This window comes from Microcoleus sp. K5-D4 (genome assembly GCF_036704575.1).
In the GTDB taxonomy this organism is placed as follows: Bacteria; Cyanobacteriota; Cyanobacteriia; order Cyanobacteriales; family Microcoleaceae; genus Microcoleus.
Genome location: NZ_JAUBSD010000054.1, coordinates 1 through 15,573, shown reverse-complemented (window position 1 = coordinate 15,573; position 15,573 = coordinate 1). Strand labels below are relative to the sequence as shown.

At 46.3% G+C, this 15,573-nt stretch carries 16 protein-coding genes and 1 pseudogene; 5 read left to right on the top strand and 12 right to left on the bottom strand.

Going from position 1 to position 15,573, the window contains the following annotated elements; all coding sequences use genetic code 11:
* The first annotated feature begins 29 nt into the window (after positions 1 to 29).
* Positions 30 to 524 (top strand): hypothetical protein, encoded by a 495-nt coding sequence (locus tag QUA77_RS17590; RefSeq protein WP_333451472.1) that lies wholly within the window; start codon positions 30 to 32, stop codon positions 522 to 524.
* A gap of 98 nt (positions 525 to 622) precedes the next feature.
* Here QUA77_RS17590 and QUA77_RS17585 read toward each other — a convergent pair whose 3' ends face one another.
* Positions 623 to 784, bottom strand: coding sequence for a hypothetical protein (locus tag QUA77_RS17585; protein ID WP_333451470.1), 162 nt, complete (start codon positions 782 to 784; stop codon positions 623 to 625).
* 235 nt (positions 785 to 1,019) lie between these two features.
* Here QUA77_RS17585 and QUA77_RS17580 point away from each other — a divergent pair, with 235 nt between their 5' ends.
* Entirely contained in the window at positions 1,020 to 1,652 is a 633-nt protein-coding gene (locus QUA77_RS17580; protein WP_333451468.1) for a Vat family streptogramin A O-acetyltransferase, read from the top strand.
* A gap of 46 nt (positions 1,653 to 1,698) precedes the next feature.
* On the top strand, positions 1,699 to 2,019 hold the full coding sequence (locus QUA77_RS17575; RefSeq protein ID WP_333451466.1) for a DUF2834 domain-containing protein: 321 nt from the start codon (positions 1,699 to 1,701) through the stop codon (positions 2,017 to 2,019).
* 156 nt (positions 2,020 to 2,175) lie between these two features.
* Here QUA77_RS17575 and QUA77_RS17570 read toward each other — a convergent pair whose 3' ends face one another.
* Positions 2,176 to 3,408, bottom strand: coding sequence for a methionine gamma-lyase family protein (locus QUA77_RS17570; protein ID WP_333041411.1), 1,233 nt, complete (start codon positions 3,406 to 3,408; stop codon positions 2,176 to 2,178).
* 80 nt (positions 3,409 to 3,488) lie between these two features.
* Here QUA77_RS17570 and QUA77_RS17565 point away from each other — a divergent pair, with 80 nt between their 5' ends.
* Together QUA77_RS17565 and QUA77_RS17560 are read left to right on the top strand one after the other, a co-directional pair.
* Positions 3,489 to 4,301 carry an acyl-CoA desaturase gene (locus QUA77_RS17565; protein ID WP_194063518.1) on the top strand — a complete coding sequence of 271 codons (813 nt, stop codon included), beginning with the start codon at positions 3,489 to 3,491 and terminating at the stop codon, positions 4,299 to 4,301.
* Between the two features lie 359 nt (positions 4,302 to 4,660).
* Positions 4,661 to 5,476, top strand: coding sequence for a fatty acid desaturase (locus QUA77_RS17560; protein WP_333041410.1), 816 nt, complete (start codon positions 4,661 to 4,663; stop codon positions 5,474 to 5,476).
* A gap of 122 nt (positions 5,477 to 5,598) precedes the next feature.
* Here the strand turns inward: QUA77_RS17560 and QUA77_RS17555 are convergent, their stop codons facing one another.
* The 10 genes and pseudogenes from QUA77_RS17555 to QUA77_RS17510 all read right to left on the bottom strand — a co-directional run.
* Entirely contained in the window at positions 5,599 to 6,444 is an 846-nt protein-coding gene (locus QUA77_RS17555) for an ABC transporter permease (RefSeq protein ID WP_333041409.1), read from the bottom strand.
* 120 nt (positions 6,445 to 6,564) lie between these two features.
* A complete protein-coding gene (locus QUA77_RS17550; protein WP_333041408.1) occupies positions 6,565 to 7,476 on the bottom strand; it encodes an ABC transporter permease in 912 nt (303 codons plus the stop codon).
* 154 nt (positions 7,477 to 7,630) lie between these two features.
* Entirely contained in the window at positions 7,631 to 8,761 is a 1,131-nt protein-coding gene (locus QUA77_RS17545) for a spermidine/putrescine ABC transporter substrate-binding protein (protein WP_333451463.1), read from the bottom strand.
* A gap of 172 nt (positions 8,762 to 8,933) precedes the next feature.
* Positions 8,934 to 10,064, bottom strand: coding sequence for an ABC transporter ATP-binding protein (locus tag QUA77_RS17540; RefSeq protein ID WP_333451461.1), 1,131 nt, complete (start codon positions 10,062 to 10,064; stop codon positions 8,934 to 8,936).
* A 49-nt stretch (positions 10,065 to 10,113) separates the two neighbouring features.
* On the bottom strand, positions 10,114 to 10,260 hold the full coding sequence (locus tag QUA77_RS17535) for a hypothetical protein (RefSeq protein WP_333451459.1): 147 nt from the start codon (positions 10,258 to 10,260) through the stop codon (positions 10,114 to 10,116).
* Positions 10,261 to 10,319: 59 nt separating this feature from the next.
* Positions 10,320 to 10,958 carry a DUF4340 domain-containing protein gene (locus QUA77_RS17530; RefSeq protein WP_333451457.1) on the bottom strand — a complete coding sequence of 213 codons (639 nt, stop codon included), beginning with the start codon at positions 10,956 to 10,958 and terminating at the stop codon, positions 10,320 to 10,322.
* Positions 10,959 to 11,218: 260 nt separating this feature from the next.
* The gene (locus QUA77_RS17525; protein WP_333451455.1) at positions 11,219 to 13,309 is read right to left on the bottom strand and encodes a Gldg family protein; all 2,091 of its coding nucleotides are present in this window, start codon (positions 13,307 to 13,309) and stop codon (positions 11,219 to 11,221) included.
* 44 nt (positions 13,310 to 13,353) lie between these two features.
* A complete protein-coding gene (locus QUA77_RS17520; RefSeq protein WP_333041404.1) occupies positions 13,354 to 14,256 on the bottom strand; it encodes an Rpn family recombination-promoting nuclease/putative transposase in 903 nt (300 codons plus the stop codon).
* A gap of 172 nt (positions 14,257 to 14,428) precedes the next feature.
* Positions 14,429 to 15,220 carry an ABC transporter permease gene (locus QUA77_RS17515; RefSeq protein WP_333336685.1) on the bottom strand — a complete coding sequence of 264 codons (792 nt, stop codon included), beginning with the start codon at positions 15,218 to 15,220 and terminating at the stop codon, positions 14,429 to 14,431.
* A gap of 49 nt (positions 15,221 to 15,269) precedes the next feature.
* Positions 15,270 to 15,573: pseudogene (locus QUA77_RS17510) on the bottom strand (hypothetical protein); the annotation flags it as partial.

Here is a 15,573-nt window from a genome sequence, read left to right as displayed (position 1 = left end):
TTCATAAGCTAACTGTTGGCTCTAAAAGTATGGACTTTCGGACTTTAAGTAGAGACCACGTTCTCACCCACATTTGGGGTCGAGTCAATCATCCCGAAGTTTTGGCTTTGCCTTTGCCAGATATGCTTTGCTGCCAAAGTGAAGATATCGATTTTTTTCAAGAGCAACTCGCTGAGACTCTCTTAGAAAATTATAGCTTAATTACGGTTTATCAATATATTTTTTTACAAGCTTTAAAGCAGGAAATAAATTCGACTGGGTTTGAGATCCGCCGCTTTTTATCGGGTGCAACCGAGGTGCTGTTTGAATCTCACCCTAATTCTCTAATCCTTCAAAAAAAGATGCTGGCAAGTTTGCTGTTTATTATTCCCAATAAGGAAGTTTGGGAAGGCTACAAAGTGCCGGAGCAAATTCAAGCGGCGCATTATATTTATAACTGTCTGGTTCGTAATTCTGATGACTTGTTAACTGCGGACGAATGCCAGGAATTATTGAAGGCGATCGCCTCATTGCTGCTGCGGTAATTGCTAGAGAAGTAGGTTTGTAGTTGCGCTTGGGTATTCCGGAGGGCCCAAGCGCAACTACGAACCTTTTTTAAGGTACAAGTTGGGTAACTTCTGTGTTAGTCTCCCAGGCAAGTTCCCAAGCCGCTGGCCATTTTAACCCGAGTAGAAGGGGGTTCCACTGCTCTGTATTTGGCGATCGCATCTTCCAATGGTAAGGTGTCGTAAAACTGTTTTACAATTTGTTGGGTATCACCGATTTGGTAGGTTCGTACTCTCATAAATTATCTCACTGCGATCGCTTGTTTAATATTAATTTGGGATTTTAATCGCTTCGGAACGCGGATGGATGTTGGCTTTTACCATTTTGTCTCATTTCTGGCAGGGCGATCGACCCAAAATTTATCGCCCACCCCTTGACAAACTCTATTACTCTATGTTACTGAAACACAAGGCAACCTAACTCGAATTAACACTACATCAATCCAGCAGCTTAACGAATAAGGATGGAAATTTATGACAGAAATTGGGCCCGATCCAAACCGACCTTATCCGATGGCCGATCAGCGGCGCGTATGCTTCATCAAAAACTTTATTAAATCCCCCAACATTATCGTCGGCGATTACTCATATTACGACGATCCAATAGAACCAGAAAACTTTGAAAAAAATGTACTTTATAACTACGGAAACGACAAATTAATTATTGGTAAATTTTGTGCGATCGCCACCAAAGTCAAATTCATCATGAACGGTGCAAATCACAAACTAGACGGGATTTCAACTTATCCTTTTCCTGTTTTTGGGAATGGTTGGGAAACAGCCATGAATTTATTAATGGAACTGCCCAGTAAAGGCGATACCGTCATTGGCAATGATGTTTGGATCGGCTATGAATCCCTGATTATGCCCGGAGTCAAAATCGGCGACGGTGCCGTCATTGCCGCCAAATCCGTTGTAGTAAAAGACATTCCCGCTTACACCGTTGTCGGTGGAAACCCCGCACATCCAATCAAACAGCGTTTTAGCGATGGTGAAGTTGCACAACTATTAGAAATTAGGTGGTGGGATTGGAAAATAGACAAGATTTCGCGCAATGTCAGCATAATTATGCAAGGCGATATTCAAGCACTCAGCAATGCTGAGTAAACTCCCAAATACAGCGATTTTAAATTAACAAAGTGGAGGTAGGAAAATGTTGAAAATTGCCTACTTATTTTTCTGTATTCTAGGCACTGCTTTGCCATACTCCCAGCTTGTCCCGTTTATCTTAGAAGAAGGGTTGAATATTAACGCTTTCTTCAGGGACTTGTTTGCCAATCAAATTTCCGGTTTTTTCGGCATGGATGTAATAGTGTCATCCCTGGTTTTTGGTACTTTTGTATTTAGCGAAGGTTCGCGTCTAAAAATGAAAAATTTGTGGGTTTATATTGCCAGTAACTTATTCGTGGGTGTTTCCCTGGGTTTGCCTTTATTTCTCCTAATGCGGCAGCGCAAACTTGAAGAAACACCTTGAGAGTTTTGTAGTTATTGGGTTTGGCTTCCGCTAAACCCAACCTACACAATCTAAAAACCCAACATCAGCGTCAATCTGCCTGCATCTGCGGTCAAAAAATCCCCAAAAATCACCATGCAAAGTCAGGGAACCCCCGTACCGCACCGCCCCTACAACTTACTTAGCTGGGCCCACAGCTTCGATCGCATCCTCAAGAGCGATCGATACATGAGTCCAATGAGTGCCCCCCTGACAAAAAGCCACGTAAGGCTCCCGCAGAGGCCCGTCAGCCGAAAACTCCGACGTACTCCCATCAATAAAAGTACCCCCAGCCATCACCAACTGACTTTCATACCCGTGCATCGGAGCCGGCACCGGATCTAAATAGGAACCGACGGGGGAATTTTGCTGAACCGCCCTACAAAAAGCAATTAACTTATCAGCAGAACCGAATTCGATCGCCTGAATCACATCTCGTCTTCTAGCCAAAGGCATAGGATTCACTCGATAACCCAACTTATAAAAAACATAAGCCGTCAAATGATTGCCCTTCATCGCCTCTCCCACACAACCCGGAGCCATAAACAAACCCTGAAAAAGCAGCCGATTCAAATCAAAAGTTGCGCCGCCGCTGCTGCCAATTCCTGGCGCCGTCAAGCGACAAGTTGCCGCCTCCACCAAATCAGCCCTGCCGGCGACGTAACCGCCAGCAGGGACGATCGTACCCCCCGGATTTTTGATTAAAGAACCAGCCATCAGATCCGCACCCACAGCAGTAGGTTCGCAATCATCAACAAACTCCCCGTAACAATTATCAACAAAGCAAATTGTGTTAGGATTCTGATGTTTGACTATGGCGACGATTTTTTCAATCTCAGAAATAGACAAACTCGACCGCCAAGAATAGCCGCAAGAGCGCTGGATAAAAACCAGGCGAGTCTTTGCTGAAATAGTAGAGCTCAATGCCTGCCAATCCAAACTTCCTTCGCGAGTTAGAGGCAACTCACGGTAACTAATGCCAAACTCAAGCAGTGAACCTTGACCTTGCCCCCGCAAGCCGATCACTTCTTCTAAAGTATCGTAGGGAGAACCAGCCACTGCCAACATTTCGTCACCAGGACGCAGGATGCCAAAAAGAGCACAGGCGATCGCGTGAGTACCCGAAACAAACTGTACCCGGACAGCCGCGGCCTGGGCCCCTACCACTTCGGCAAACACCCCGTCCAAAGTCTCCCGACCCAAATCATCGTGGCCGTAACCCGTAACCCCTGCAAAATGGTGGACTCCAACCCGGTGGCTGCGAAAAGCTTTTAAGACTCGTTGAAGATTTTGCTTGACTGTAGTGTCAATACCAGAAAAAATCTGAAAGAGTGCCTGTTCTGCTTCCTGTAGCCGTGAAACGCTATTCATCTATACCTCGCTCACCCTTTGCGTGCGCGCTGTTCATTATGGCGTAGATGCGGCCCCTAGTTTGTAAACATAATATATTCATGACGATTGCAACTTCCAAAAAAACTTCTCCTGATTGGCCTGTCGTAGGCTTTATGGCCTTTCTGCACATCGGTGCTTTATTTGCTTTGCTGCCGGGTAATTTTAGCTGGTCTGCGGTCGGGCTAGCAGTCTTCCTGCATTGGGTAACAGGTGGTTTAGGAATTACTCTCGGATTTCACCGCCTCGTCACCCACCGCAGTTTTCAAACACCGAAATGGCTAGAGTATTTTCTAGTTATTTGCGGTACCCTTTCCTGTGAAGGTGGCCCGATCGACTGGGTAGGAATGCACCGGTTACACCACATACATTCCGACACCGAAACAGATCCCCACGATTCCAATCAAGGCTTCTGGTGGAGCCACATGGGTTGGATGCTCTCGGATCTTCCGATCAGAGTTGAAATCCCCCGCTTTACTAAAGACATCGGCGACGACCCAGTATACAAGTTTCTCCAAGCATATTTTATCCCCATCCAAGTTGTCTTCGGTGTGTTGCTTTATTTATTAGGCGGCTGGTCTTTCGTGGTTTGGGGCGTGTTTATGCGGATCGTGGTGGTGTTCCACTGCACTTGGCTGGTTAACAGCGCTACCCACAAATTCGGCTACCGCACCTACGAGTCGGGCGATCGCTCGACCAACTGCTGGTGGGTGGCTTTGCTCACCTACGGCGAAGGCTGGCACAACAACCACCACGCTTTTCAATACTCGGCTCGCCACGGCCTTCAATGGTGGGAAATCGACTTCACCTGGATGACAATTCAACTGCTGCAATCGCTGGGTTTGGCAACCAAAGTGAAATTAGCAGAAAAATAGCGATCGGCAATTAGTCATTGGTTGTAGGTCATCAGTTATGGACTAATGGCTGGTCACCAATGCCTAATCCTGTTTTTTGCGATCGGTATAGGTTGGGTTGAACACAGATCGAATCCTCTGGTGCGATCGACCCAACCAAAACCAGAATCCGTTATAATATAATTGGGAAGAAAAAATTTTGTTGGGCAGCCAAATTTTTTATTTTCAAAATACAACCGTAAATCTTTTTCAATCCTAATCCCAAATCTATCATTGATTCTTTATTAGTTTGGGCAAGTGTGCAGCAAAAAAGTTCACTGCTCAATCCAAACTATTATGCGTGAATCCCGGTCGGCATCTCATCAGAAATCAAAAAAAGAATGACAATAGCAACGCAAGAAAAACTCCAATACAATTGGAAGCACGTTATTAGTTTAGCAGGACTTCATATCGGCGCTTTGTTCGCACTGCTACCCAGTAACTTCAATTGGACAGCAGTTGGTTTAACAGTATTCATGCACTGGATAACCGGCGGTTTGGGAATAACTCTCGGATGGCATCGTATGCTCACCCACCGCAGTTTTCAGACACCAAAATTCGTAGAATACTTTCTAGCATTTTGCGGAGCCCTTGCCTGTCAAGGAGGAATAATTGATTGGGTTGGGCTGCACCGATTGCACCACACTCACTCTGACCAAAATGCGCTCGACCCTCACAATGCCCAAAAGGGTTTTTGGTGGAGTCACATCGGCTGGATGCTATATAAAGGTCCAGCTCACGCTGAAATTTCCCGCTGCACAAAAGACATTTCGAGCGACCCCTTTTACCAGTTTTTGCAAAACTACTTTCTCCCGATGCAAATCGTCTTTGGCGTCTTGCTTTACTTAGCAGCAGGCTGGCCGTTTGTAGTGTGGGTAATTTTTGTCCGCTTAGTTTTGGTGTATCACTGCACCTGGTTTGTTAACAGCGCCACTCACAAATTTGGCTACCGCACTTACGAAACAAAGGATAGTTCTACTAACTGTTGGTGGGTTGCGCTTTTGACTTACGGCGAAGGCTGGCACAACAACCACCATGCTTATCAATACTCTGCGCGTCACGGGATGGAAAGGTGGGAAATTGACTTCACTTGGATGACAATTCAAGTTTTGGAAGCACTAGGTTTGGCTACTAAAGTGAAATTACCAGCCAAGTAGCAGCAATTGAGTCCTCGACGCAGAACTTTTGTAGGGTTCGTACTTGGCACCATACCGCTTCATAAACCCGGTTTCGTTGAGAAACCGGGTTTTTTGGTGACTAATAACCAAATGACCAATGACTAATGAGCCCGTTTTTGCTCGCCCCGGCCGCGCAAATATTCCGCTAAAAACGCCAATCCTCCCGAACCTACTATCAACAGCACGCTGAGAGCATTAATATCAGGTTTCACCCCAGTCCGAATCCGGCTAAAAATTTCCATCGGCAGAGTTGTAGTCCCGCTACCTGCGGTAAAACTCGCAATCAAAAAATCGTCCATGCTGAGGACAAAAGATAGCAGACAACCCGACACAATTCCCGGTATTAATTGAGGGAGCAAAACCTGAATAAAAGCTTCAACAGGCGTTGCACCCAAATCCAAGGCAGCCTCTTCTAAATACGGGTTTAAATCTGCCAATCTAGTAGAAACAGCTAGGGCGATGTAAGCCAGACAAAACACAATGTGAGCGGCGACAATTGTCCACAAACTCAGAGGAATAGCCAGCGCCGCTAAAAATACCAGAGTAGCAACTGCGGTCGCAATATCTGGAATAATAATCGGCAAGTAGGAAACTCCCTGATATAAACTCTTGCCAGGAAAGCGGTAGCGGGCTAAACCAACTGCCATCAAAGTGCCGAGTACAGCCGAGATTGCAACTGCACAAACAGCCACTGTTAAACTGTTTCTCAGGGCAACTAAAATCCGCGTATCGCTAAATAATTTAACGTACCAATCTAAAGTAAATCCTTCCCAGCCGGCGCTAAAACGCGATTTGTTAAAGCTGTAAAAGGTGAGTACCAGGATGGGCAGGTACATATAAAAAAACATCACAACGGCAAATATCACCTGCCAAGAAATCTTAAATTTAGGTTTTAAGTACATATCGGGTTGTATTTCCTCCTGTGGATTTTCGGGGGTATTTTCCATTTCTCGGTAATCGGTAATTGGTAATCGGTAATCGGTAATTGGTAATAGGAAAAATTAGGATTGTTTTCTTCCTTCTTGCTTCTTCCTTCTACATCCTAAATTGCTTCTTCCTTCTACATCCTAAATTGCATTACGATCGCCATATTTGAGCAAAAGGGCAATTCCGATACTCACTGCAAAGATTAATACCATACTCAGAGCCGAACCCAGCCCCCAATTTTGAGTTGCCCCCAAAAACTGATTGTAAATCAAACGAGCCGCCGTCATGCTGGAAGCTCCACCGAGCAACTCTGGATCGACAAAATCGCCCAAACTGCTAATAAATACTAGCAAAGAACCCGCAGCAATTCCCGGCATCGTCTGAGGTACTGTCACTTTCCAGAAAGTTTCCACTGGATTCGCGCCCAAATCCTGAGATGCTTCTAGCAACCTGCGGTCTAACTTTTCCAAAGAAGCGTAGAGAATTGTCACGATATAAGGCAAATAACTGTAAGCCATGCCGATGAGAACTGCGGAACTTTGATTGAGCAATTCTAGAGGAGGGATGCCCAAAAACCCCAGGAGCGAGTTGAGAACACCCGTAGGACGCAAAATTGTAATCCAAGCATACGATCGCAAAAGCGAAGAAGTCCACAGCGGCAATACAAAGCCTAACAAAGTTAAATTCCGCCACTTTTTCGAGACATTGAGGGCGATCCAGTAAGCGACGGGAAATCCCAGTAGCAGACACAGAATAGTAGTCCCCGTTGCGAAAAAAAGCGATCGACCCATCACCTGCAAATTCAGCGGCTCAAACACTCGCAGGTAATTGCCGATTCCCGAAGGATTCACCAAATCTCCCGGTTTAATATTCGGCACCAAACTAAGCTGAAAAATCACCAAAGTTGGTATGACTAATAATAAAAGCAGCAACAAGCCAGAAGGGCCGAGCAATGCCAGTGGCCCAGCCCAAGCAGACCACGGGGAAACAGTTTCAGCCTTCAAAGGAGAATTGGGAGGAATAGGAGGGGGAGTTCTAGTTGAAACAGCCATAGATCAATTTTTTTGATTTTTTAACCGCTGATGAACGCGGATTAACGCGGATATAATACGGATAGAGTGGGCTATCTGCTGTACGGGGGCGGGTTGATGTAAATATTGGGTGAGAATCAGAGATAGGCTGTAAAACCCGCCCTACTTTTGAGGATTAGCCGCTGGTTAATTGAGTCCAATAGCGATCGTACACTTCCATAAATTTCCCTACCGGAGCCACACCTTCGCACTTTTTCAAAATATCTTCCGAAGGGAAAAGAATGTCGTTTTCGCGCACTTCCGGCGGCAACAAACTAAAAGCATCTTCCGAAGGAGTTGAAAAACTGAGTCGCTCTACTAAAGAAGCTGCCACATCGGGTTGCAGCATAAAGTTAATCCATTTATAAGCTGCTTCGGGATTGGGAGAACCTTTAGGAATTACTAAAGTGTCAGTCCACAGAGAAGAACCGCTTTTGGGGAGGACATACTTCAATTTATCGTTATCTGAAATTACTTCATTAGCATCAGAAGAATAACACATAGCTACCTTCAAATCCCCCGTCAGCATTTGAGGCCGCCAAGCATCAGTAGTAAAAGATGCGATCGCCGGTTTGAGTTCCACCAACTTTTCGTAAGCTTGTTTCACTTGCTCTTGGTTCGTAGAATTCAGAGAATAGCCCAGCATCCGCAACGCAGCGCCCATGACTTCTCGAACATCACTCGCCAGCGTCATTCGCTTTGCTAACTCCTGTTTGTGCTGCCACAAATATTCCCAATCTTCAGGAGCTTCTTTGAGTTGTTCGGTGTTGTAAATCAAGCCTGTGGTTCCCCAACTCAAAGGCACGCTGTAGCGGTTTCCTGGGTCATAAACAGGGTTTTGGAACTGTTTTCGGAGCCGATCGATCCCGCCCAAACTCGAGTGGTCTAATGGACTCAACAGCCCGAGTTCCGTCATTTGAACCACCATGTAGTCCGACGGGTAAATGATGCTGTAGGCGCGCGCGCCACCGGCTTGAACTCTCGCCAGCATCTCTTCGTTGGAGCTAAACACGTCGGCCACTACGCGAATGCCTGTTTTTTCGGCAAAGCGATCGAGCAAAGCGTCATCGGTATAGCCTGCCCAAGTATAGATGAAAAGTTGGTCTGCCGAACCTTTGACGGGAGGAGCAGATTGTACGTCTGCAAGTCGCCAGCCGCAACTCGAAACAGCTAACCCGGAAATTGTCGCCGCCGAATTTTTTAGGAACTGACGGCGTGTAGAATTAGCCGGAAAAATCCTGGAAATTGGTAAGTTAGTCGGAGGCACAGTTCGATTTTAGATTTTAGATTTTAGATTTTAGATTTTAGATTTGGAGATTGAAGATTGGGGAATTGGGAATTGGGAATTGGGAATTGTCCTATGTTATTTGTTAGGAGAACCAACCACCAACAAATAACCAATGACTAATGACTAATACCAACTACCAACTGCCAACTGACTAATTCCGATCGGTCAAAGCGAGACAATCAGTAGTTCCCCAATAAGCGTAAATCGGCGTGTGCGGGTCTGGGAAAGAGCCACCGGTATTTGGCTGGCGTACAGTAATTTTATCGCCCGACGCCAACTCAACCACGTAATGAACGTGCGTGCCCATGTACATAGTATTTTTGAGCCGCCCTTCAAAACAGTTGACGGAAACTTCCGGCTGGTAGAGATTCAAATATACTTTTTCCGGCCGAACGCTGACCACAACAGAGTCGCCTGTGACACCACTCCACATATCCGACTGCTGAACGACTATTTTCAGATTGGCTGATGTGCGAACTGTAAGAGTCGATCGGTCGATCGATTCCACCGTACCAGAAAACAAATTCGTATCCCCAATAAAATCCGCCACAAATGCCGTCTGCGGACACTCATAAATTTCTTCAGGAGAGCCAATTTGCTCAATCCTGCCCTCGTGCATCACCGCAATCCGGTCAGACAGACTCATCGCCTCTTCTTGGTCGTGAGTCACCATCACAAAAGTCAAACCCAATTCTTGATGCAAATTCGACAGTTCCAACTGCATCTGCTTCCGCAACTTCAAATCCAGAGCACCCAGAGGTTCGTCCAGCAGCAGAACCGCCGGTCGATTTACCAGAGCTCTCGCCAAAGCCACCCGCTGCTGCTGGCCGCCCGACATTTGACCGGGAAACCTGTTGGCGAAAGATTCCATTTTCACCAATTGCAAAACTTCCCGTACCCGTTCTTCAATTTCCGCTTTCCCCAGTTTTTTTATCCGCAATCCAAAAGCGATATTGTCCCAGACATTCATGTGTCCGAACAAAGCATAGCTTTGAAACACAGTATTTACCGGACGGCGGTAAGCTGGAGTGTTGGTCATCGACTGGCCGCGAATCATCAATTCGCCCGCCGAGGGAGTCTCGAACCCAGCGATTAAGCGCAGCGTCGTAGTCTTGCCGCAGCCGCTAGGCCCGAGGATGCTAAAAAATTCTCCTTGGCGGATGTTGAGGTCAACTCCGCGGACTGCGGTTTCGCCGTTAAATACCTTAAAGACCTTGCGGAGTTCAACGTCAAGCGCTGTATCCGTTGCTGTCGTACCTTGGTTGAGTGCTGTCTGAAACATATTCGCCCTTTCCTGGGGGTAATGCACGCCACTTAAATACAGTTTAAGTTTAGACTTTTCTGTATTTTAGGTGAGGAATGTTGGATGTAACAGGTTTTGGGATTTGTTCTTTAAATTCTATCCCAGAGCGCACCATTGTCAGCAACAGGCAAGATGCCTGTTCCACAAAGAGTAAATGTTCTTGTGGAACAGGCATCTTGCCTGTTCATAAAAGCCTTATTGAGAATGGTGCAACATCTCAGAGCGACTGGGCATCTATTTGTTCTCAGGACTTGGCGTGGGAGAGGGTTTTTGCGGTTTCTCTGTTTTGGGTGCTTCTGCTTTTTTCCACTCTGACAAAGGTCGCTGGACGGCATTTTTAAAGTCAAAAGGCACTAGCAGCACGGGCAAATTTAGGGCGGAATTTTGAGGGGGCGCTTCCGGCGGATTGGCTTGAGCGTACAAGAAGCGGCCACTAAAGTCTGTTTTGCCTAAAACTAGGCGGTGAGTTTCCTGGTTGTCCAGTTTTACTGTGACTGTAGCTTGGGGTTGGTCGAGACCGAATTCGGGCAGTTGAGCAGCAGTAATATTAATCGTGCGATCGCTCTTTCCTGTTGCCAGCCTGTCGAGCAAAAAATCCACCGATGCCTGACTCGCGTGTGCTTGCACTGGCAATTTCATTTCCCAGCTAGACTTGCCTCCTTTTGTAGCATAAACTCGTTCAAAAGTCAATATTTTTTCGGGAGTTTTGACTGTAAAGAATTGTATGCGATCGGAGTTAAAAGCAAAAATTTTCTGTTTTTCTTCCTTAGCGGCTTCCTCTTTCGGAGATACTTGCATCTCGAACAAAGCAACCAACCCCGTCATGCTCAGCGCGACGGCTATCAATACTAATGTATTTTTCTGCAATTTCATAGTAACAACGAATTCGGCATGGTAATGGGGAATGGGGAATGGGGAATGGGGAATGGGTAAGAGACGCACCCTAGGGAAATTAGGAATTAGGAACTTGTACGCTCGCGTAGCCGAAGTATTAGGAATTGACAATGGGTAAGGTGCGCGGCAGGGCGCACCTTGCGGAATTAGGAATTAGGAATTGGTTATGGGTAAGAGGTGAAAAAACCAGAAAGAGGCCAATAAATCCATTAAATTCCTTACAGAATTTGTTGGCGAACTTATCTTCTCTTCCACCAGATAGCGCCGCCAATTCCCAGTCCGAGTAAAGGCCAAATTAGCCAAGCTAACACCAGCAATCCTACTTGGATGGTCGTCATGTTAATACGGCGGTTGGTAGCTTTTTTCGGACTGATAGAAAAGCTTTGCTGGTCTGGTTTACTCAACCAACTGACTGAATTGAGAAACACGTCACTATTGAGTTGTTGGTCAAACCAACCGTTAGTCACAAATTGAGATGTGCCAATTACTACCATTCGCGATGTTTTTCTAGGAGTTGAAGGCACAGAAGGAGTTGCGGTTGGACTGGGAGATGCTGTGGGAGATGCTGTGGGAGATGTTTCTGGTGTCGGTGTGGGAGATGCTGTGGGAGATTCTGTCGGTGTTGGCGAACTTTCTGGATATGCTGTCGGAGATGCTGCCGGTGTTGGCGAAGTCGTCGGTAATGCTGGAGGCGTAGCTTCTTGCGAGACAATCACCGAATAGCTGATTGGGGAAGCTGTTGGGGAAGTTGTCGGAGATGGGGAAGTTGTCGGCGATGGGGAAGTTGTCGGAGATGGGGAAGTTGTCGGCGATGGGGAAGTTGTCGGCGATGGGGAAGTTGTCGGCGATGGGGAAGTTGTCGGCGACGGTGAATCTGTCGGCGATGGTGAATCTGTCGGCGATGGTGAAGTTGTTGGCGATGGTGAATCTGTCGGCGATGGTGAATCTGTCGGTGATGCTTGGGGTGAAGGCGAGGGCGAAGTTGTCGGTGATGCTTGGGGTGAAGGCGAGGGCGAAGTTGGTGTTGGTGAAGGGGAGGGCTTTAAGGGAGTGCTGTCAGTGGACGATCGAACTAAAGCTACACCTAATAATAGCGGGCCTTGTCGATCGGTCTTCTGATCGAACTCCAATTTCTTAGTCGTCAAATCGCTTTCCGCCCAACTTTCCTGACTCGTCCAAATCAGCGGTTTTTCCTCTATCCCTTCTACTGGCGAGGTTTCCAAAGCACGCGCAAATGGATAAAATGAAATACCGTTGCCAAAACTTTGAGTAATCGGATGTTCGCCGTAGCGCCTGACTGTGGGAACCGTAGGGCCCAGGCCAAATCTTTGACCAGTGCCCGAAGCATCAATGGCCAAACGGGTGTCTAGTTTGACGCCCCATTCTTGCAGCAATTTGTCCAATCCCGTATCAATTGCCGGGTCTACCATTAACAATAAACTGCCTCCGCGATCGAGATAAGCTCTTAGTGCTTTAATTTCTGTATCGGAAAACGGTTTGTCCGGCCCGGGAACGATTAAAGCATCTGCATCTTCTGGCACTTCTTTGCGTTCGGTCAAATTCAGTGTTTGGGCGTTGTAGTATTTATCTTTCAGAGCTTTTTCAGCTTGCTGAATTCCGCCTTGACCTTCCTGTAGCGGGCGGGCTCCTTTGCCTTGCAAAAAGTAAACTGTAGCAACGCGAGTGCTCAGGATTTCTTCTAAGCCATTGGTAAGTTTTATCTCTGAAAGACCTTGATTTGGGTCGCTACCAAAAGCAGTGCCACCTTTTTGCAATACCTGTTTTTTGTCGCCGGATTGCAGGTAAACTTCTCCGATGCTGGTAATGCTAAATTCCCGCGCTTTTCCTGGTTGGGCCTGCGGGTCAACAAACTCGAATTGGAACTTGTCGCCTCCCTCGCGTTTGTAGCTTTGCAGCAATTCTTTAATTTGGGGGTTTTGGATGGGGTCAAATACCCAAACTTTGACTGTTTGTTGCAGGTTTCGCAGTATTTGTTGAGTCTGCGGGGCCAGCGTAAATTGTTGGCTTTCGGTTAAGTCGATGCGGACGGGATAGCGAACGGCTATGAAGTTAATTACTCCGAGAATCACAAAGACGGCGAGGGTAGCAATCAGGGCGTTGGTGCTGGCTTGAGTGGAACGCTGGCCCCAAAAGCTTTGTTCGTAACTCAAATATAGCAGCCAAAGTGCGATCGTCACTGCTCCGGCAATAACTAAACCGACTGTCAGGGGGTCCCATACTCCAGATACAAGTGCTGCTGTTACCCCCGCTGCGATGAGGAGGGGGCCCAGCAAAAAAACATATTTCCAATTTTTTTTGCTAATTTTCATAATGTAAATATTGAGTGAGAAAATTCCGCTTCGAGGATGTTATTCTATATCGCATTAGCCTGCAACCATGCTGTTAAATCTGACTGATGGTTGAAATCCAGCACGGCATCTCCTAGTGCTTCTAATTCCTCTACCCCTAATTCACGGATGCAGTTTTCAGTTTCCGGTTGTATTGTGCCTAAGCGCTTCACTAGCTGACGCAATATTAACGAGAGTTGAGCAGCTTTTGTCACCTGTTCTCTTGCTACATCTATGGCAATCTGCTGGTCTTGAATCCACAGTTCTTGCTTCTGCAATTCATTTAATTCTTCCTGAGTGAAGTTGTCCTCGCTGGCAATGCTAAAAGCTTTCTGAATTTCTGGAACTGCCCTCAATGTTTCTGGTACTGTCTCCAGAGTGCTGGTATTTTCTAGAAAGTAAATCCATTGATCAGCGGCTGTTTCTAATTCTGCTAATCCCTTGCTAAATTTTGGCAGTTCGATAAATACTAATTCTATTTCTGTATCGGGACACTCAAACTGTTGCTCTTTTTCTTGAAAAACAAACTTTGACATAAATTCCGGCTGATTTTCAAACATTTCAAAGTCGGCAATTTTCAATGAAATTACTGTTTTTAGTCTTTCGTAGCGTTCTTTCCCTGTTAATTGCTGGCTGTAGCTTTTGGCAGCATTGTACAAAACTCTGTTTCCAAAGGAAGGCACGTTGATCAGTTGAATTTCAACTAGGGCGATTCTACCGCCGTTAATTGTGGCTTTGACATCTAGGTGTGTGTCTTGGGTTGCCAGAGTTGGAGGTTCTGGTTGGGAGTCTATTATTTCTAAGTCTTCGATGACCGGCTGGGCTTCATAAAGGATGGCGTTTAAAAAATTAATCAGGATATCTTTGCTGTCGCTGGAACCGAATATTTTTTTGAACGCAAAGTCGATTTTGGGATTGATAAATCTCATTCTTTCAAGTAATTAGTGGAATAACTAACATTAATTGGGAATTGGGAACTGGGAATGGGGAATTGGGAATTGGGGATTGGGAATTGGTGGTGTTTACTTTAATGTGCAACTCTCCAAATCTCCTACTTTCCCACTCTTTCCTCTTTATTCACCGAAGCCTTCCCTGATGCTTTTAGGAACGCTGATATCGCAGCGCATCGATGGATTGGGCTGTCAGAAATACTCCTAAAATGATGTAACTGGCAAACATAATTAAACTGCTGGTATCGAAAACTCCCTTGACAAGATTGGTGTAATTTGTTAAGAGCGACAAATGTCCTAATGCTGTGCCGAAGGGGCCACCGATACTGACGGCGACTGCATCGATCACCCAGAGAAATAATACTAGAGTGAAGGTGAGGATGGCGGATAAAATTGTGCTGTCGGTGAGGGAGGAAATAAACATTCCGAGGGACAATACTCCTGCTGCTAGTAAGATTAAGCCGGCGTGTCCTAGCAGAAGAACTCCGGGGGGTACGGGTGGGGTTGAGGAACTGAGGGCGATCGCCTCGCAGAACAGCAGGGGCAGCAACATTGTGGTATAAAATGTTAAAACTCCCAGGAGTTTGCCGGTAGCAACTGCCCAGTTTGTTAAGGGCGATGTGGCTAATAGTTCTAAGGTGCCACGTTTGCGTTCTTCTGCGTAAAGTCCCATTGAAAGTGCGGGTAGTACGAACAAGGAAAGGGAACCCATGATTCGCAGGAAGAGTTGCAGGAATTCGTAAGCAACGTCGATGGGAGGTTCGGTAATTCCCATTTGGTCTCGCTGGCCGATTTGGGGAATTAACCCGTCGGGGGCGAGGAGGATGGCTATTAAAAAGTAGCCGGTGATTAGCCAAAAGACTGCTGCGATGGCATAGGCTAATGGCGATGCAAAATAGCTTTGTAGTTCTTTGCGGTAAATGGCGATAATATTACTAATCATTACTAACCTTTAGGAATTGGGAAGGGGTAATTGGTCATTGGTAATTGGTTCATTCTGAGTCGCCTGTGGGTGGTTTTTCGCTGCCGTCGCTATCCTGTTTTTTTCTTTCTATTTGTCGCTTTTTGGTAGCAGGTGGCTGTTCTGGTCGAGAATCGCTACTCGGTTGTGGCTTTTTTTTAATTGGCCGATTTTTTACAACTGGTTCGGATTCTGGTTGAGAAGGTTGGCTCGACTTTGGTGTTTCTGAAACTTCGAGATTTTCGACAACCGGTTCTGGTTGAGAAGGTTGGTTCGACTTTGGTGTTTCTAAAACTTCGAGATTTTCGACAACCGGTTCTGGTTGAGAAGGTTGG